The sequence below is a fragment of the Delftia sp. WY8 genome, from assembly GCF_018437695.1.
GTDB lineage: Bacteria > Pseudomonadota > Gammaproteobacteria > Burkholderiales > Burkholderiaceae_C > Comamonas > Comamonas tsuruhatensis.
Map to the genome: position 1 here is coordinate 6,686,247 of NZ_CP049795.1, position 17,487 is coordinate 6,703,733.

Here is a 17,487-nt window from a genome sequence, read left to right on the forward strand (position 1 = left end):
GCCATGAAATTCGACACCCCCGCAACGGTCAACCCCATTGACCAGCTAAAGACTATCGGCCAGCCGATGAACCGCATCGACGGCCTGCTCAAGACCACCGGCACGGCGCCGTATGCCTATGAACGGCATGACGTGGTCCAGCACCCGGCCTATGGCTATGTGGTGGGCTCGGCCATCGCCAAGGGCCGCATCCGCAGCATCGGGCTGGCGCAGGCAAGCCGCGCGCCCGGCGTGCTCGCCATCGTCACCGCACAGACCGCTGGCAAGCTGGGCCAGGGCAAGATGAACACTGCGCCGCTGCTGGCAGGCCCCCAGGTGGCCCACTACCACCAGGCCGTGGCCCTGGTGGTGGCGGAAACCTTCGAGCAGGCGCGCGCTGCCGCGCAATTGGTCCGTGTGGACTACGAGCCCGTGGCTGGCGCCTACGACCTGGCCAAGGCCAAGGACTCCGCCGTGCCACCCGACAGCATCAATGGCGATGCGCCGGACACGGCCATTGGCGATTTCGAAGGCGCCTTCGCCTCTGCCCCCGTGAAGGTGGACGCCACATACACCACGCCAGACCAGTCGCACGCCATGATGGAGCCCCATGCCACGCTGGCCGCATGGAAGGGCGACCAGCTCACGGTATGGACCTCGAACCAGATGATTGCCTGGGGGCAGGGCGAGCTGGCAAGGACGCTGGGCATTCCCAAGGACAAGGTGCGCCTGGTCTCGCCATTCATTGGCGGCGGTTTTGGCGGCAAGCTGTTCCTGCGGGCCGATGCACTGCTGGCCGCACTGGGGGCGCGCGCGGCAGGCCGGCCCGTCAAGGTCGCACTGCAGCGCTCGCTGATGGCCAACAACACCACGCACCGCCCGGCCACCATCCAGCGTGTGCGCATCGCGGCAGGGCAGGACGGCAGGATCACCGCCATCGGCCACGAAAGCTGGTCGGGCGACCAGCCCGGAGGAGCGGCGGACGGTGCCGTGGACCAGACCCGCCGCATGTATGCCGGCACCCATCGCATGACTGCCACCCGCCTGGCCGTGCTGGACCTGCCCGAGGCCAATGCCATGCGCGCCCCCGGCGAAGCCACGGGCCACATGGCGCTGGAGGTTGCCATGGACGAGCTGGCGGAAAAGCTCGGCATCGACCCCGTGGAGCTGCGCATCCGCAACGACACCCAGGTGGTGCCGGACAGCGGCAAGAAGCCGCAACCCAAGGCGAAGGAGGGTACCCCTGCCCAGGAGCACAAGCCGTTTTCCCGCCGTGAATTCGTGCAGTGCCTGCGCACGGGCGCCGAGCGGTTCGGATGGAGCCAGCGCAATCCCCTGCCGGCCCAACGACGCGAAGGGCGCTGGCTGATCGGCCTGGGCATGGCCGGCGCCTACCGTGGCGCGCCTGTCATGAAGTCCGCCGCCCGCGTGCGCCTGGACAGGCAGGGCATGCTCACCGTGGAAACCGACATGACCGACATCGGCACGGGCAGCTACACCATCATTGCCCAGACGGCGGCCGAGATGCTGGGCCTGCCGCTGCAGCAGGTGCGCGTGCGGCTGGGCGACTCCGGCTTTCCCGTGTCTGCCGGCTCGGGCGGGCAATGGGGCGCGGCCAGTGCCACCTCCGGCGTCTATGCCGCCTGCGTGAAGCTGCGCGAGGCCGTGGCGCGCAAGCTGGGCATGGACCCGGCGACGGCCGAATTCGCGGATGGGCATGTGCAGGCGGGCGGCAAGCGCCGGGCTCTGGCCAGCGCTGCCGGCGACGGCGACCTGACGGCCGAGGATGCCATCGAATTCGGCGTGCTCGACAAGAAGATGCAGCAGTCCACCTTTGGCGCCCACTTCGTGGAGGTCGCCGTGGACGCATTCACCGCCGAGGTCCGCGTGCGCCGCATGCTGGCCGTTTGCGCGGCCGGCCGCATCCTCAATCCCAAGACGGCCCGCAGCCAGGTCATCGGCGCCATGACCATGGGCGTGGGAGCGGCCCTGATGGAAGAGCTGGCCGTGGACACGCGACTGGGCTATTTCGTCAACCATGACCTGGCAGGCTACGAGGTGCCCGTGCATGCCGACATCCCGCACCAGGAAGTGATCTTTCTGGACGAGGTCGATCCCATGGCCTCGCCCATGAAGGCCAAGGGCGTGGGCGAGCTGGGCATCTGCGGCGTGAGCGCGGCCATTGCCAACGCCATCCACAACGCCACCGGCGTGCGGGTGCGCGACTACCCGATCACGCTGGACAAGCTGCTGGCAGGACTGGGGAGGCTGGCATGAGAGGGCACTGCACCTGAGGCAGCCCGCTCAGGCCCTGGATTCTTGATGAACGAAGGCCGGTCACCTCTGGGTGGCCGGCCTTTTTGCATGTAGCCATCAATAGAACGCATAGCTTACGCGTCCGTCGGCATTGGCCTGGAAAGGCTGGCGTGGAGATACTTTTTGCACTGGGGAATGTCGGCGCTGTGCGCTCCGAACGCAGGCCACCCCCAGTTTCCCCACAACAGAACCTGGCCTGGGTGCAAAGCGCCTGCCAGGGCAAAGAGACAACCTGCTCCGACAAGGACTTGTATGAAAGATATCCGCAAGACGATGGACGAGGGCGCCATGGCGCCGTTCCAGTGGCTCGCCGTGGCCATCTGCATCCTGCTCATCATGCTGGACGGCTTCGATGTGCTGGTGATGGCCTTCACCGCCTCGGCCGTCGCTGCCGAGTGGAAGCTCAACGGGGCGCAGCTGGGCGTGCTGTTCAGTGCCGGGCTGATCGGCATGGCCATAGGCTCGCTGTTCCTGGCGCCCGTGGCCGACCGCCGTGGCCGGCAACCCGTCATCGTGCTGTGCCTGGTCGTGGTGTCCGTGGGCATGCTGCTTTCTGCCGCAGCGCGCAGCTATGTGGAACTGGCAGCCCTGCGCGCCATGACGGGCGTGGGCATTGGCGGCATGCTGGCCAGCGTGGGGGTGATCACCTCGGAGTATTCATCGAACAAATGGCGCAGCACGGCGATTGCGCTGCAGGCCACGGGCTATCCGATTGGCGCCACGCTGGGCGGGCTCATGGCCGCCTGGCTGCTGACACACCATGGCTGGCGCTCGGTCTTCGTGTTCGGCGGCCTGGCCACGGCGCTGATGGTGCCCATCGTGCTGTGGCGGCTGCCGGAGTCGGTGGACTTTCTGTTGGGCCGCCGCCCGGCACGTGCGCTGGAAAAGCTCAACCGGCTGATGGCGCTGATGGGCCATCCTGCCTTGCTGCAGCTGCCTGCACAGGCCGGCGGCGAATTCCGGCAGGGCAACACCGTGGCTGCCCTGTTCAGGAACGGCCTGGCGCGCCCCACGCTGATGCTCTGGGCCGGCTTCTTCCTGCTGATGTTCAGCGTCTATTTTTCGCTGAGCTGGACGCCCAAGCTGCTGGTGCAGGCCGGCCTGTCGGCACAGCAGGGCGTGACGGGCGGCGTGCTGCTCAACCTGGGAGGCATTGCCGGCGGCAGCCTGTTCGGCCTGCTGGCGGTGAAGGCCAAGCTGCGGCATCTGGCCATGGGCAGCCTGCTGCTGAATGCCTTGTTCACTGCGCTGTTCGGCCTGGCCTCGGCCAGCCTGGGCTGGGCGTTCGCCGCAGCGGTAGGCGTGGGCGTGTTCCTGTTCGCCTCCATGGCCGGGCTGTACGGGCTGGTGCCGGCCACCTATCCGGCCCAGGTGCGCGCCACCGGCATGGGCTGGGCCATAGGCATTGGGCGCATAGGCGCCATCGTGGCGCCCACCATGGCCGGCCTGCTGCTGGACGGTGGCTGGCAGCCTGCCTCGCTGTACTACGTCTTTGCCTTGCCGCTGATTGCCGCGGGGCTGGCCGTGTGGGCCACTGGCGCCGGCCGCACCCTGGCGCCGATGGGTGGCGCGCTGCGAGCGCCTGGTGCTTGATCCTTGAACCCCTATCCGTGAGCACGCGCCCGAGCGCCCGAGCGCCCAAGCGCCCAAGCGCTCAAGCGCAGGAGAAACACTTCCATGGCATTGGACAAACCCTATCTCGACGTACCGGGAACCACGGTCTTCGACGCCGAGCAATCCCGCCAGGGCTACTGGCTCAACCAGTTCTGCATGTCGCTGATGAAGGCCGAGAACCGCGAGCGCTTTCGGGCTGACGAGCGCGCCTATCTGGGCGAATGGGCCATGACGGCCGAGCAAAGACAGGCCGTGCTGGACCGCGACCTGAACCGCTGCATTGCGCTGGGCGGAAACATCTACTTCCTCGTGAAGATCGGCGCCACCGACGGCGTCAGCGTGCAGAACATGGTCTCGACCATGAGCGGCATGAACGAGGAGGACTACCGCCAGATGATGCTGGGCGGCGGACGCAGCATCAATGGAAACCGCTACCTGCATGAGCAGGAACGACAGGAAAAAGGCATCTGATGGCACGCATCACCGCATCCGTCTACACCTCGCATGTGCCCGCCATCGGCGCGGCCATGGACCTGGGCAAGGCGGGCGACCCCTATTGGCAGCCGCTGTTCAAGGGCTTCGGGCACTCGCGCCAATGGCTCAAGGACAACAAGCCCGACGTGATCTTCCTGGTCTCCAACGACCACGCGACCGCGTTCAGCCTGGACTTCATCCCGACGTTTGCCATCGGCACGGCCGCGGAATACCAGCCCGCCGACGAAGGCTGGGGCCCGCGCCCCGTGCCCAAGGTCATCGGCCATCCGGAACTGGCCAGCCACATTGCGCAGTCGGTGATCCAGCAGGACTTCGACCTGACCATCGTCAACAAGATGGACGTGGACCACGGCCTGACCGTGCCGCTGTCGCTGATGTGCGGCGAGCAGGACGCGCGCACGGGTGCCTGGCCCTGCCCGGTGATTCCGTTTGCCGTCAACGTGGTGCAGTACCCCGTGCCGTCGGGCCAGCGCTGCTTCAACCTGGGCCGCGCCATCCGCCGCGCCGTGGAAAGCTTCGACGAAGACCTGAACGTGCAGATCTGGGGCACGGGCGGCATGAGCCACCAGCTGCAGGGCGCGCGTGCGGGCCTGATCAACAAGGAGTGGGACAACCGCTTCCTGGACCTGCTGATCGAGAACCCTGCCGGTTTGGCCAAGATGCCGCATATCGACTACGTGCGCGAGGCCGGCTCCGAAGGCATCGAGCTGGTGATGTGGCTGATCGCGCGCGGTGCCATGGCCGATGTGGATGGCCCCGCGCCGCTGCCCAAGGTCAACCACCGCTTCTACCATGTGCCGGCATCGAACACGGCCGTCGGCCACCTCATCCTGGAGAACGCAGCATGAGCCGGCCTTGCGTGGTACTTCTGCCGGGCCTGCTGTGCGACGAGGCGGTCTGGCACGAGCAGCATGCGGCCCTGTCCTTTGCCGGTGCTGCCGAGTGCATTGTTCCGTCCTATGGCGCGGCGGCCACCATCGAAGACATGGCGCGCCTGGTGCTGGATGGCGTGGCGGCCGAGCGGTTTTCGCTGGCGGGCCATTCCATGGGCGGGCGCGTGGCCCTGGCCATTGCCGGCATGGCGCCCCAGCGTGTGGAGCGGCTGGCCTTGCTGGACACCGGCATGGACCCCATCGCTCCGGGCGAGGCCGGCGAGAGCGAACGCGCCAAGCGCATGGCGCTCTTGCAGATCGCCCGGCACAGCGGCATGCGCGAGATGGGCCTGCAATGGGCGCGCGGCATGGTGCATCCGGACCGGCTCGATACGCCGCTGTTCAGTGAGGTGCTCGACATGGTGGCGCGCTTCACGCCCGAGGTGTTCGCCGCGCAGATCAATGCCTTGCTGAACCGCCCCGATGCGGGCGATGTGCTCAGGCAGCTGCGCTGCCCGACCCTGCTGGCCTGCGGTCGCCAGGATGCCTGGAGCCCGCTGTCACGCCATGAGCGCATGCAGGCCCTGTGCCCGGGCGCCGAGCTGGTGGTGATCGAGGACAGCGGCCACATGAGCACCATGGAGCAGCCGCAGCAGGTGTCGCGGGCACTGCTCGACTGGATGGGCGCTGAGCGAGCGCTGCGCTCAGACTAGGCCGGCGGATCGCCCACGGCCCGCCGGCAGGCCTGCATGAACAGCTCCAGGTCCTGCGATGCCGTGCTCAGCGCACGCGTGGCCAGCCCGATGCGCCTGCGTGTGGAAGGCAGGTCCACGGGCACGATGGACAACTGCCCGCCGTGGTCATCCTGCAGGGCCTGGCCGCGCGAGGCCAGGGCCAGCCGGCCCGTCTGCAGCACAAAGGCCAGCGTCATGGTCGGGCTGCTGGCGCGCAGGCTGGCGCGCGGCGGCTCCAGGCCCTGGCTGCGGAACAGCTGGACCATGGCGCGGTCGGCTGGCGTGCCGGGCAGGGGCGAGACCCAGGGCCATTGCAGCAAATCCTCCAGAACCAGCTGGCCGCGGTCCAGGCAGGCATGGCCGGCCGGTGCCACCACCACCAGGTCATCGTCGAACAGGTGCAGCTGGCGTACCTCATCGGAGGGCATGTCGGCGCGCAGGGCGCCAGCGATGGCGTCGATGTCGGCGCTCAGCAGGTGCTGCACCAGACTCTCGTAGGTGCCGTCCACGATGCTGACCTCGATGTCCGGGTGGCTGGCGGCCAGGCTGTCGACCGCGCGCGGCAGGAAGATTCCCACCGACAGCGGCAGCACGCCGACCACCACGCGCCCCCGGATCTCGCCGCGCCAGGCGGAAATATCGCTGTCCATGCCGCGCACCTCGGCCAGGGCCAGCTTGACGCGGCGCAGCAGCGCTTCGCCGGACGGCGTCAGCCGCGTGCCGAAGGCCAGCTTGTAGAACAGCTGCATGCCCAGACTGGTTTCCAGCCCCTGCAGCGCCGCATGCACGGCGGGCTGCGTCAGGCCCAGCCACTGCGCGGCCAGGGATTCGCTGCCGCAGTCGGCAATGGCCATGAGGGCGCGCAGTTGCCCTGCCGGCACGGTCTCGGCAAAACGCTCGGGCAGGGGAGGGCGCCTGGCCGCCAGCGTGGCGGCGGCCTGGGCGTCGGCCGCGCCGCTGCCCAGGTGCTGGAGCATGGCCTCGATGCGGGCGGCCAGCTGGCTGCCCAGCGGGGTCGGCATCATGCCGCGCGCACCGCGCATGAACAGCGGCATGCCGCAGGCCTCTTCCAGTTGCAGTACCGAACGCGCCACGGCCGGCTGAGAAAGATGCATAGCCTGGGCGGCCCGCGTGGTGCTGCCGTGGCGCACCACGCCCAGCATGGCGCGCATGGCTCGCAAATGGCCTGCCAACTCGGGAAAACGCGAGGGATTGCTGCTGGCCCAGGGGGCAAGGGAAAGGTTCATTGAAAGGCGCTTCGCGGTACGTTGGAAGAACGTGTTTTGATTGTCCCATAAGAAAAACGCATTGATGGCCGGGGCTCCGGCATTGGCCGGATCGATGCCAGCGTGGAATGCTTGGTGCCTGGGTCAAGACAGCCCATCGCAGGCTGCGAATTCCGGGGAGACAAGAAACATGAACCATGAAATCGACCGGCTGCTGGCACGCCAGGCCTGCCTGGACCTGGTGCTGCGCGCTGCTGCCTTTGCGGATGCCGGTGATGCCCAGGCCCTGGTGCAGCTGTTTGCCGAAGACGGCCAGCTGCAACGGCCCGGCGGTGAGGTGCTGGGCGGGCGCACGGCCATCGCCGCCGCGTACTCCCGGCGTCCTGCGGGCCGCATGACCCGGCATCTGGTCACCAACACGCTGGTGGAACTGCAAGGCCCGGACCGCGCCAGCGCGCGCAGCCATGTGCTGCTGTGGTCCTGCGACGAGGCCGATACCATCACGCCGCACGGCCGCCCGGCGCAACCGCGCCAGCTCGTAGGCGAGTTCGATGACACCTTCGGCCGCAGTCCTGAAGGCCATTGGCTGATCACGCGCCGCGTGGCGCGCTTCGTCATGTACCGGGACCTCCCGGGCACCTGAAGAGCAGGGCGCCCAGCCGCTTTCTCCCATTTCCCCGTGCCCGCCACTCTCGCCTTTCCCAAGGCGCAGCGTTGCGGCGTGCCGATTCCGCAACGACAACGACAGGAGACACAAGCATGAACCGCACTCTCAAAAGCATTCCCCAACCCCCAGCCAGGCGCCCACTGCGGGTTTGTCTGGGCCGCCTCGCCCCGCTCGCCATGCTGGCAGCAGCAGGCGGCGCCCAGGCCCAGACCGCCTCATCGGTGACGCTGTACGGCCATCTGGACACCGGCATCGAGCACCTGACGAATGTGCAAGGCGGCGGATCGCTGACGCGCATGCCTGGCCTCACGGGAACGGCACCGTCGCGCTGGGGGCTGCGCGGCAGCGAGGATCTGGGCGGCGGCCTGAGCGCCGTCTTTGCGCTGGAGTCAGGCTTTGGCCCGGATGCCGGCACCTTCAACCAGGGCGGGCGGGGCTTCGGGCGCCAGGCCTGGGCGGGGCTGTCCGGAGGCTGGGGCAGTGTCTCGCTGGGGCGCAACTACACCATGCTGTACTGGGCATTGTTCGATGCCGACCTGCTCGGCCCCAACGCCTTCGGCCTGAGCAGCCTGGACAGCTACATCCCCAACACGCGCACCGACAACTCCCTGGCCTACCGGGGACGCTTCGGCGCCTGGAGCCTGGGCGCCGCCTACAGCCTGGGACGCGATGCCGTAAACGCCGGCCCCAGCCCGGCCGGCACCAACTGCGCCGGCGAATCGGCCACGGACAGGCAGGCCTGCCGCCAGTGGTCGGCCATGCTGAAGTACGACACCGCGCCCTGGGGCTTTGCCCTGGCCGTGGACGAGATGCGCGGCGGCGCCGGTGCATTTGCAGGGCTCACGCGCTCGGACCTGAAGGACCGCCGCATCATGCTCAACGGCTATGCCGCGCTGTCACCCACCATCAAGCTGGGCGCCGGCCTCATGCGCCGCGACAACGACGCGGCCCAGGCGGCCTCGGCCAGCAACGGCGCCACGCCGCGCAGCACCCTGGCCTGGGGCGGCCTGTCCTGGTCCCCCAGCGCCGCCGTCGTGGTCGATGGCCAGCTGCAGCAACTGCGCTATGCCCAGGGCGGCGACCGCTCCACTTTGCTGGCCCTGCGGGCCACCTACAAGTTCTCCAAGCGCACGGCGGTCTATGCCCAGGCCGCACGCATTGACAACGGACAGCGCCTGGCCATCTCGGTCAGCTCGGCCGCAGCCGGCGGCAGCCCGCTGGCGGGCGCATCGCAGACCGGCCTGATGCTGGGCCTGCGCCACTCGTTCTGAAACCGAAGGCAAATACAACAGGCCTGCTGGGCAAGTCGGCAATTTCCTGGCGCAGTTCGGCGAGCAGCCCGGCGTCGTCGCCGGGTGTGCGATGGCTGCGGCCATCGGCCCAGCCTTCACCGCGCCCAGGCAGGTCGCGCACAGGCGAGCGCGCAATCCACTTTTTTCTGCGGCGTACCGCACGGCTTCCTTGAGGATTTCGTTCTCCAAGGTTGTCTTGCCGAGCACGCGCTGCAGCTTGGCTATTTCCGCGCAGACACCGACAGCGGACTCCTTGATATCCGTACATGCCGAGTTGTGGATCGGAGATGTGCTCACGCGCATAAGTAGCAATTTCCTCAAATTGATAGAAAAATTTAATTCATATTTGATTAAATTGATATCTATGATGCAGTCATCGGATCAATTTTGGCATTCAATGGCAGCATGTGGCTGCGCCGATCCGGCCTGTTCAGGGTGACGCGGGACAGCGCAGGGCAGGGGGCTGAAAAGTCGCAAGCCCCATGCTCTGCGCCAAGCCAGATCGGCCTGCATGGCGAACTCAACTCCATCGTCCTGGTCGAGGGCGAGAGCACAGTGGAAGGAACAACAATGAGACTCCAGATCAGACAAGCCTACAGTTTTGGTGCCGCTCTCCTGCTGGTTCTTGGCGCGGCCACCATTGGCGCAGCCATCATGAGCAACCGCAGCAGCGCTCTTGCCGACGAAACCGCCGCCAGGCGATACCAGTCCTACCTGCTGGCCGATGAGTTGCGGCAAAGCTCTGACGATCTCACCCGACTGGCGCGCACCTACGTGGCCACGGGTGACGCCAAGTGGGAGAAGCAATACATCGAGATTCTGGATATTCGCAATGGCAAGCTGCCACGGCCTCAGGCCTACGAGCGGATCTATTGGGACTTCCGGGCAGCCGATGCGCAAAACGTGCGTCCTGCAGGCGAAACGGTGCCGCTGCTTGATCTGATGAAGCGGGCCGGCTTTGCAGACAACGAACTCGCCAAGCTGGCCGAAGCCAAGGCCAACTCAGATGATCTGGTGCGCACTGAAACCATCGCCATGAACATGGTGAAGGGCCTCTATGACGACGGCAAAGGTGGGTTCACGCGCCAAGCTGAACCCGACAAGGCCAAGGCTCTGGGGATGATGCACGACTTGGCGTACCACCAGTACAAAGCCAAGATCATGAAACCCGTGGACGAGTTCCTGATTCTTCTCGATGAGCGCACGTCAGCACAGCTGGCCGCAGCCGTGGCGGCGCGGCAGCAATGGTCGAAACTTGTCATGGCCTCGACGGCATTGCTCATCGTGAGCCTGCTCGCCGGGCTCCTTTATCTGCGTCGTCGCACCAGCGCCGTGCTTGGCGACGTCAGTCGTGTGGCATCGGGCATTGCGGCAGGGGAGCTTGATCAGTCGATCGATCTCGGTGTGAGGGGTGAAGAAGGTGACCTGCTGCGCACTATGGGCAGCATGCAGCAGCAATTGTCTAGCGTGGTGGGCGCCATTCGCAGTGGTGCCGACAGCGTGGCGACAGCCAGCTCCGAGATTGCACAGGGCAACCAGGACCTGAGCCAGCGCACCGAAGAGCAAGCCAGTGCCCTGCAACAAACGGCCGCCACGATGGAGGAGCTGGGCACCACCACCCGCAACAACGCCGACAACGCCAAGCAGGCCAATCAACTCGCTCAGGGCGCCTCGGCCGTCGCTGCGCAAGGTGGCGAGGTGGTCGGCAAGGTCGTCACCACGATGCAAGGCATCAGCGACAGCAGCCGCAAGATCGGCGACATCATCGGCGTGATCGACGGCATCGCCTTCCAGACCAACATCCTGGCGCTCAACGCAGCCGTTGAGGCGGCCCGCGCAGGGGAGCAGGGACGGGGCTTCGCTGTCGTGGCGTCTGAAGTGCGCAGCCTCGCGCAGCGCAGCGCTGAGGCTGCCAAGGAAATCAAGGCTCTGATCGGCCGTAGCGTCGAGCAGGTGGAGCAAGGCACCGTGCTGGTGGACGAGGCCGGCAAGACCATGGGCGAGATCGTCGCCTCGATCCAACGCGTGAGTGACATCGTGGCCGAGATTACCTCGGCCAGCGTCGAGCAGAGCTCCGGCATCGGGCAGGTCGGCGAGGCCGTCAGCCAGATGGACCAGGTGACGCAGCAGAACGCGGCGCTTGTGGAAGAGAGCGCTGCCGCCGCAGAGAGCCTGAAGGGCCAGGCCCAGAAACTGGTGCAGGCCGTGGCGGTGTTCAAGCTGTCGCATGAAGGACTTGGAGGCTCGACCCACGCTGCGGCCCCAGCGGCCAACGCTGCTGCCGTCGAGCGTCGCGGCCCGGACCGTGCCAAGAACATCGCCCGGCCGGCATTCAAGGCGAAGGCTGCTGCAGCCCCAGCATCGACCTCTGAGTCGAGCCGGCTCGCTATCGCACCTGCCAAGACCGGCACTGACGACTGGACGTCGTTCTGAGCGCGGCTCGCCGCGCCAGAACCCGCCCCCAATCTCCAAGGAGTCGAAGATGACCGCCATGATTGAAGAGCGCCCAACGGTAGCACCGGTTACGGCGCAGACGACAGCCGCCTCATCAACACGGGCTGCCAAGGCAGTGGCCGCCATGCCCAACGAGTTCCTCAGCTTCCGCCTGGGTGGCGAGGAATACGGCATCGACATCCTGCGGGTACAGGAGATCCGCAGCTACGAGGCTCCCACCCGCATTGCGAACGCACCGCATTTCATCAAGGGAGTGATCAACCTGCGTGGCGTGATCGTGCCCATCGTCGACCTGCGCCTGAAGCTCTGTTGCGAGTCGGCCGAGTACACCGATTTCACCGTCGTCATCGTGCTGAACGTGCGCGGACGGGTCATCGGCGTGGTGGTCGATTCGGTGTCGGACGTTCTGGCGCTGGGCGCGGACAACATCAAGCCGGCGCCCCAGATGAGTGCCTCGGTGGATGCCGGCTACATCATGGGTATGGGATGCTTCAAGAGCGGCGATGTCGAACGTATGCTGATTCTGACCGACATCGAAGCGCTCATGAGCAGCGCCGAGATGGGGTTGATGGACGCTGCGATGCTTTGATTGATACGATGTATAAGGCATTAATCCCTCGCCCCGAGATAATAATCTTCATTGCCGATCAATTGAAGGCCTTTTAACGTTATCCACATAATCTTTTATTCGTGGATATGGTTTTTCAGGACGCGCGCATCCATTCGCTGCTAATTCAGCATTGCGCCACGCGTAGAAGACCAGCGAAGTAGGGGAGACTGCTGGTTACGCTCCCATGCGGGAGCTACATCAGGGGCTACGCCCCCGATACCCCCTCAGACCCAGTAGCCGCCCCGATCAAGCTCAGCATCAGATGGCTCCCGCCAAGGCGTGATGTTGGTGTCCAAGATGAACCAACATGAGTCTCTGAAGCGCGACAGATGCCACTGGAGCTGGTCTGAGTGCCTGTAGCCGCAGGCAAGATCCAGGTCATCCAAGACTGCCGTGAGCACATCAGCCATGTTCCAGCCGACGAAGCGCATGCGCTGGGGCTTAGGCACCGTGATGCCCTTGCTGGACGAGAAGCGGTTGCTCCAGGCATCCCCATCGGCAAAGGCTTTGGTCATGTACTTGGACAGGTACGAGGCGATGCGAGAGGGCGCCCGCATGCGCTTGCTGGCTTGCAGGTCGACATTCCCACCCAGTTCACCAACCACGGAGCGCCAGACAGCGCGGATCACGCTGTAGCTCTTCACTTTCACGCCCCTGGCGTGCTCCAGCATCTTTGGCACACGATGCACGGCCATGTGGACGTGCCAGGCTCCACGCTCCTGACGCTCATATCCCGCTACGTAGAACCAGCCAGGAATCAGCCGGGACATGCGCCGGTTGAACTCTTTCACATGCCGCTTGAGCAAGGCCCAGTCGGTCATGTTGGCCTGATAGGTGAGGGTGAGGAGGGTGTCTACCCCTGCTGCCTTGCAGAGATGACGCACACGGCGCTTGGCGCGGTGAGCCGCCCGTTCCAGGTTCGCCTGCCGACGCTCCTCCGCGTGGATCTCACGGCTTTCCTGATAGAGGGCATAGGCCTCATCAGTCAACTCACCAGCAACGGTCCACGTCACCAGCGGCCGAACAACACACTCGACATGGCCATTGCCAAGAACGCGGCGCACCAGCTCGAATCCGCCGCCTGCAGTGCCAACGAGGCGATCACGACCTACAATCCGTTCCATCGATCTTGTCCTTTCCAAGATTGGTCATCGCCCCGGGAGTGTTGGTAGCACTCGCCGGGGTTTTCTTTTGGAGCCTCACAGGCCCTCGATAGTGCCCTTGGGCACGGTCACAGGCTTGCCAGCCTTGATGGCCTTGCGCTGTGCCGGGGTGAGCTGGTGCGCAGCACCTTCGACCCGACGTTGTTTGCCGAACATGGCGGCTCGACGCACGAGCAATCCCCACCAGGCGCTGTCGGTGCCCACAAAAACGTGTCCCTCAGGCGAGACCAGCTTGTGGCCATGGAAGCTCCAGCCTTGCCAGGTCTGGCCAGGCAGTTCCATGCGGTTGAGCAGCCGCAGCAGCCGGTACGTGGCGTACGGGATGTCGTGCTTGCCGCAGGCCCAGTTATGCAAAGTGCGCTCGGAGACGTGAAGAAGCTGCGCGCAGCCGGGCAGATCCAGGCCGAGGCTCTGGTACATGGCCTTGAAGCGCAAGGCAAGCTGGGCGCGAGTGTCGGGGTCGTGACGCCGCAGCCGGAGCTTCTGCTTAGTTTGATACGATGTATATTATGTTAAATCACAGTTGCGATTAAAACTGTCCAAACCCAGGTAAGGCACTCTTCCTGCACCAGGCCTGCCTGTCTTCCGCCTCTTTTTTCAGCTGTTCAACCCTCTTCCCAGGCTCTCCAGTTCCTGCCTCAACAACAACTCCGTCTCCTGCGGTTCGAACTGGCGTTGCAGCAGCGGGATGGTGAAGACGTAGCGTGCGTCGTGCACGCCGTGGGTTTCATCGCGGCGCAGGACGTAGGCCAGTTGCAGGCGGGCCAGGGATCGGCGCAAGGCCTGGGCCTGGCCGGTGGCGCCGTGGGCCTGGACCAGGGCGTCGAGCGCGGTCAGGCTGGTGTGACCTTGCTGGGCCGTGTGATAGACGGCGATGCGGTCCAGGCGGCAGGCCTGTTCGTCGGTGCTCAGGCGGCCCCAGCCGACCAGCGCATCCTGTACGGGCTGGGATTCCAGCGCCTGGCGCAGGTGGCGCTCTTCGATCACGCGTTCGTCGGGCCCCAGGGCTTGCAGGCATTCCTGGCAGAGGATGGCGACCAGATTGGCCCGCCTGCCGCTGGCCTCGATCAGGCGTTCGGCCAGGGCGTCGTTGGCGTAGCCCACGCGCAGCCTGCGCAGCGGCTCGGTGGCCAGTGCCTGGCAGGCGGACGGCTCCAGGCCGCCGATGGCCAGGATGTCGCCGAAGTTGCGCAGCGGCGACTGGTAGTCGAGCAACGCTGCCGCATAGAGATCCCAGAATCCAGCCAGCATGAACCAGCAACGGCCCTCCTCGCTGAGCGCGCGCAAGGCGCTGAGCTGGGGATAGCCGTTGCGGGCCTCATCGCGGAAGAACAGGTCGGCCTCGTCGATCAGCAGGTACAGCCGCCTGCCCTGCGATTGCGACTGCAGGTGTTCGATGATGGCCTCCAGCGGTGTCTCCACGGGCAGGCCGAACTGGGTGGCCAGGCGCGGCGTAAGGCGGTGGTCGCGCAGCGAGAGGTAGTGGCAGGCAATGGACGGATGCTCCTGCAGGCGCCGTTGCACCGCCTTGAGCAGGCTGCTTTTGCCGAGCTGGCGCCCTCCCACGACCAGGTAGTTGGCAGGTTCGCGGTTGAGTACGCGCGCCAGCAGGCGCTCGCGGCCGAAGAACACGTCCTCGCGCGTCACGCCGCCGCGCGTCTGGTAGGGCGAGATGCGCGTGACCTGCAGCTGCGCGGCCAGCAGCCGCAGCAGCACCTGCGCGGGCTCGCCGCCCATCAGCCATTCGGTCTGACCGGGGCTGTCCAGCACTGCGTGCAGATTGGCGCGGTCCTCGGCATGGCGCTGCAGCAGCGGCATGGGCGACTGCGGATGGTGCGGGCTCACGATGAGCACCACATCGCCGCCGGTTTGCAGCAGGCGCAGCTGGCGCACGAGTTCGCCCTCTTCCAGTTCTTCCAGTTGCTCTGGCAGCGCATAGACCAGGCAGCGGCCCAGGGCGATGGGCAGGTCCGGCGGCAGCGTCCATTCGAACATGCCACCGGGCACGGGCCATTCGCCCTCGGCGGTTTTGCAGGTGGCCGATAGTCGTTCGGCCAGGGCGCGCACGCGGGCGGCGGGGCTGGCGCCGGCAAGGCGCAGGGCACGCTGCCAGTCGGGCGGGCGTATGCCTGCGGCGCGCAGCACGGCGGACCGCCGGCCGGTGAGCCGCAGCAGCCGGTCCAGCTGGGGAAGATGCTGATACGGCTTGCGGCGCAGGCGCCCGGGCTTGAGCTGCGCCGGGCCTATCAGCGGATGGCGGACCAGCCACAGCAGGGCCAGGCCGCCAAAGACCAGGGCGCAGGTCCAGATGATGTTGCGCAGCCAGCCAAAGGGTTCGTGCTCTGGCTGGCCTGGCGAGGGGCTGCAGTTCAGCGGCAGATAGCGTGGCGGGGTGGGTGGCTGGCCGCCCTGGCAGCTCCAGTCCTGGCTGGGCATGTTCAGCTGCAGCAGGACCTGGGTTCCTGAGAGCACGCCCATCTGGCTGTCGCGCACGATGTCCGCCTGCAGCACGAAGGGCCTGGGCGAACTCATGCGCACACGAGGCTCGGCAATCTCCGGTGCCACGCTGGCGATGTCCTGCGGCCAGCTTTCATGCTGGCGCACATGCTCCATCAGGGCCAGGCGCCACAGGATGATTTCGTTCCAGACCCGCCCTGAACTTTCCGCGCCCTGCAGGCTGCCGCGGGTAACGGGGTTGTAGCGGGGCAGAAGGATGGCTGTGCCTATGAACAGCGTGAACAAGGCCAGCAGCGCGGCGCGCCAATAGGATCGGGGCAGCTGCAGAAGGCGGGCCGGGCCGCTCATGCCTGCAGCACTGCCATTGCGGCTTCGCGGGCGATGTCGCAGCGCCAGTGCAGGTGGGCGCCCTCGCCCGCTCCGCGCACCTGCAGCAGGTTGCCCCAGAACAGGCGCCGCAGCACGGCATCCTGCAGATAGGGCCGCGCACGGCCCAGCGATGCCGCATCCACCAGGCTTCGCAATTGATCGCGTGCGGCCGGCTCCTGCGCCAGGGGCAGCAGGGTCTGCCACAGGCGCGCACTGGCCACCAGATGGGCGCGCAGCAGTGGCGAGTGCACGGCAGCGATGCCCACACCCTGCTCCACCAGCCATTGCAGCGCTTCCTCGAAGAGCGCGGGATGCCCGCCCGTCAGGGCCTGCAGCGCCTCGATGACCTCGACCGGCCAGCCTGTTGCCGGCCAGCGCTGGCGCGCCATCAGGGCCAGGTCTTCCAGCGTGGGATCGGGCCAGTGTGCCACCTGGCCGATGTTGAGCAGGGACAGGTCGCCGCTGCGGTACTTGAGGTCGGCCAGCGCCTCGCTGCCGCACAGCAGCAGGTGCAGGCGGCCGCTGTGCATTTCGCTGAGGCTGCGCAGGATGCCGGCCAGCGTCTCGCGCAGTGCGGCCGTGCCTTGCTCGAAACGGCTGACCAGGCAGAACAGGCGGCCGCCTGCCAGCAGACGCTTTTCCAGCAGGGCCTCGAATTCGTAGTCCGAGCCCACCTCGCCCAGCCCGCACTGCCGGCCCAGGGCCGCAAAGTAGTCGGCCGGGGCCGTGCTCACGCTGTAGGGCGGCTGGATGTGCAGTACCGCCTCGGCGCCGTACTGGGCGCGGGCACGCAGCAGCAATTCCTGACGGAACGGGGGCTGACCCCAGTGCGCGGGAGACAGCAGCATGGTGATGGCATAGGGCGAGGCCTGGGCCAGCTGGGCAAAAAGCCGGTCCATGAAGCCGGCAAAAGGCTGGGCGCCAGCGGCTGGCGCCTGCAGCGGGAACTGCGTGGCAAAGCCGGCGGCGGAGAACAGGCGATTGGTCTCCGCCTCCGTCAGCCGCAGATACTGGGCGCAGGCGGCCAGCCGGTCGCGCGAGCGCGGATTGGGCAGGGAAACCCCATTCCTCCAGTTGTTGACGGCTTCCCGGCTCAGCCCGATCTCGGTGGCCACCCCCGAAGCGCTGGCACGGATGCGGCGCATGTACAGACCCAGAAGATGGCCGAAATCCTCGTGAACGCCTGCTGCCACGGCGGGGCCCTGCTCGATTGCGGTGGGCTGCATCAGCGTTGGCCCT

Annotated in this window: 14 protein-coding genes and 1 pseudogene; 9 read left to right on the forward strand and 6 right to left on the reverse strand. The window is 66.6% G+C overall.

Annotated elements, in window-relative coordinates; translation table 11 throughout:
• Positions 1 to 3: 3 nt before the first annotated feature.
• The 5 genes from paoC to G4D77_RS30610 all read left to right on the forward strand — a co-directional run bounded on the left by paoC (position 4) and on the right by G4D77_RS30610 (position 5,989).
• Positions 4 to 2,256 carry an aldehyde oxidoreductase molybdenum-binding subunit PaoC gene (gene paoC, locus G4D77_RS30590; protein WP_154834283.1) on the forward strand — a complete coding sequence of 751 codons (2,253 nt, stop codon included), beginning with the start codon at positions 4 to 6 and terminating at the stop codon, positions 2,254 to 2,256.
• 291 nt (positions 2,257 to 2,547) lie between these two features.
• Positions 2,548 to 3,888, forward strand: a complete 1,341-nt coding sequence (locus tag G4D77_RS30595; protein WP_154834284.1) for an MFS transporter — start codon at positions 2,548 to 2,550, stop codon at positions 3,886 to 3,888.
• A gap of 84 nt (positions 3,889 to 3,972) precedes the next feature.
• Positions 3,973 to 4,380, forward strand: a complete 408-nt coding sequence (gene ligA, locus G4D77_RS30600) for a protocatechuate 4,5-dioxygenase subunit alpha (protein ID WP_016453399.1) — start codon at positions 3,973 to 3,975, stop codon at positions 4,378 to 4,380.
• Complete coding sequence (locus G4D77_RS30605; RefSeq protein WP_154834285.1) at positions 4,380 to 5,252, forward strand: class III extradiol dioxygenase subunit beta; 873 nt, start codon at positions 4,380 to 4,382, stop codon at positions 5,250 to 5,252. The genes ligA and G4D77_RS30605 overlap by 1 nt, the downstream gene beginning before the upstream one ends.
• Positions 5,249 to 5,989: an alpha/beta fold hydrolase gene (locus G4D77_RS30610; RefSeq protein ID WP_154834286.1), complete on the forward strand. Its 741-nt coding sequence runs from the start codon at positions 5,249 to 5,251 to the stop codon at positions 5,987 to 5,989. The genes G4D77_RS30605 and G4D77_RS30610 overlap by 4 nt, the downstream gene beginning before the upstream one ends.
• On the opposite strand, the gene G4D77_RS30615 is transcribed toward G4D77_RS30610, so the two are convergent.
• Positions 5,986 to 7,257 (reverse strand): LysR family transcriptional regulator, encoded by a 1,272-nt coding sequence (locus G4D77_RS30615; RefSeq protein ID WP_017407688.1) that lies wholly within the window; start codon positions 7,255 to 7,257, stop codon positions 5,986 to 5,988. The genes G4D77_RS30610 and G4D77_RS30615 overlap by 4 nt on opposite strands.
• A 169-nt stretch (positions 7,258 to 7,426) precedes the next feature.
• On the opposite strand from G4D77_RS30615, the gene G4D77_RS30620 reads away from it, so the two are divergent.
• Positions 7,427 to 7,879, forward strand: a complete 453-nt coding sequence (locus G4D77_RS30620) for a nuclear transport factor 2 family protein (RefSeq protein ID WP_154834287.1) — start codon at positions 7,427 to 7,429, stop codon at positions 7,877 to 7,879.
• Positions 7,880 to 7,995: 116 nt separating this feature from the next.
• Complete coding sequence (locus tag G4D77_RS30625; protein ID WP_154834288.1) at positions 7,996 to 9,174, forward strand: porin; 1,179 nt, start codon at positions 7,996 to 7,998, stop codon at positions 9,172 to 9,174.
• Here G4D77_RS30625 and G4D77_RS30630 read toward each other — a convergent pair.
• A pseudogene (locus G4D77_RS30630) lies at positions 9,122 to 9,426 on the reverse strand (IS3 family transposase); the annotation flags it as partial. The gene G4D77_RS30625 and the pseudogene G4D77_RS30630 sit on opposite strands and share 53 nt — an antisense overlap.
• A gap of 339 nt (positions 9,427 to 9,765) precedes the next feature.
• Between G4D77_RS30630 and G4D77_RS30635 the strand changes: the two are divergent.
• Complete coding sequence (locus G4D77_RS30635; RefSeq protein ID WP_154836362.1) at positions 9,766 to 11,628, forward strand: methyl-accepting chemotaxis protein; 1,863 nt, start codon at positions 9,766 to 9,768, stop codon at positions 11,626 to 11,628.
• A 49-nt stretch (positions 11,629 to 11,677) separates the two neighbouring features.
• Entirely contained in the window at positions 11,678 to 12,238 is a 561-nt protein-coding gene (locus G4D77_RS30640; RefSeq protein WP_154834289.1) for a chemotaxis protein CheW, read from the forward strand.
• 245 nt (positions 12,239 to 12,483) lie between these two features.
• Here the strand turns inward: G4D77_RS30640 and G4D77_RS30645 are convergent, their stop codons facing one another.
• The 4 genes from G4D77_RS30645 to G4D77_RS30660 all read right to left on the reverse strand — a co-directional run bounded on the left by G4D77_RS30645 (position 12,484) and on the right by G4D77_RS30660 (position 17,474).
• Complete coding sequence (locus G4D77_RS30645; RefSeq protein WP_154834290.1) at positions 12,484 to 13,383, reverse strand: rolling circle replication-associated protein; 900 nt, start codon at positions 13,381 to 13,383, stop codon at positions 12,484 to 12,486.
• Between the two features lie 75 nt (positions 13,384 to 13,458).
• On the reverse strand, positions 13,459 to 13,842 hold the full coding sequence (locus tag G4D77_RS30650; protein ID WP_154834291.1) for a VC1465 family Xer recombination activation factor: 384 nt from the start codon (positions 13,840 to 13,842) through the stop codon (positions 13,459 to 13,461).
• Between the two features lie 177 nt (positions 13,843 to 14,019).
• Positions 14,020 to 16,227, reverse strand: coding sequence for an AAA family ATPase (locus G4D77_RS31020; RefSeq protein ID WP_074922074.1), 2,208 nt, complete (start codon positions 16,225 to 16,227; stop codon positions 14,020 to 14,022).
• On the reverse strand, positions 16,224 to 17,474 hold the full coding sequence (locus G4D77_RS30660; protein WP_154834301.1) for a hypothetical protein: 1,251 nt from the start codon (positions 17,472 to 17,474) through the stop codon (positions 16,224 to 16,226). Before G4D77_RS30660 ends, G4D77_RS31020 begins: the two co-directional genes overlap by 4 nt.
• Between the last annotated feature and the right edge of the window lie 13 nt (positions 17,475 to 17,487).

Excerpts from the sequence above, each read along its gene's own strand:
- paoC (WP_154834283.1), top strand. The coding sequence starts at position 4 with ATGAAATTCGACACCCCCGCAACGGTCAACCCCATTGACCAGCTAAAG.
- G4D77_RS30595 (WP_154834284.1), top strand. The coding sequence starts at position 2,548 with ATGAAAGATATCCGCAAGACGATGGACGAGGGCGCCATGGCGCCGTTC.
- ligA (WP_016453399.1), top strand. The coding sequence starts at position 3,973 with ATGGCATTGGACAAACCCTATCTCGACGTACCGGGAACCACGGTCTTC.
- G4D77_RS30605 (WP_154834285.1), top strand. The coding sequence starts at position 4,380 with ATGGCACGCATCACCGCATCCGTCTACACCTCGCATGTGCCCGCCATC.
- G4D77_RS30610 (WP_154834286.1), top strand. The coding sequence starts at position 5,249 with ATGAGCCGGCCTTGCGTGGTACTTCTGCCGGGCCTGCTGTGCGACGAG.
- G4D77_RS30615 (WP_017407688.1), bottom strand. The coding sequence starts at position 7,257 with ATGAACCTTTCCCTTGCCCCCTGGGCCAGCAGCAATCCCTCGCGTTTT.
- G4D77_RS30620 (WP_154834287.1), top strand. The coding sequence starts at position 7,427 with ATGAACCATGAAATCGACCGGCTGCTGGCACGCCAGGCCTGCCTGGAC.
- G4D77_RS30625 (WP_154834288.1), top strand. The coding sequence starts at position 7,996 with ATGAACCGCACTCTCAAAAGCATTCCCCAACCCCCAGCCAGGCGCCCA.
- G4D77_RS30635 (WP_154836362.1), top strand. The coding sequence starts at position 9,766 with ATGAGACTCCAGATCAGACAAGCCTACAGTTTTGGTGCCGCTCTCCTG.
- G4D77_RS30640 (WP_154834289.1), top strand. The coding sequence starts at position 11,678 with ATGACCGCCATGATTGAAGAGCGCCCAACGGTAGCACCGGTTACGGCG.
- G4D77_RS30645 (WP_154834290.1), bottom strand. The coding sequence starts at position 13,383 with ATGGAACGGATTGTAGGTCGTGATCGCCTCGTTGGCACTGCAGGCGGC.
- G4D77_RS30650 (WP_154834291.1), bottom strand. The coding sequence starts at position 13,842 with ATGTACCAGAGCCTCGGCCTGGATCTGCCCGGCTGCGCGCAGCTTCTT.
- G4D77_RS31020 (WP_074922074.1), bottom strand. The coding sequence starts at position 16,227 with ATGAGCGGCCCGGCCCGCCTTCTGCAGCTGCCCCGATCCTATTGGCGC.
- G4D77_RS30660 (WP_154834301.1), bottom strand. The coding sequence starts at position 17,474 with ATGCAGCCCACCGCAATCGAGCAGGGCCCCGCCGTGGCAGCAGGCGTT.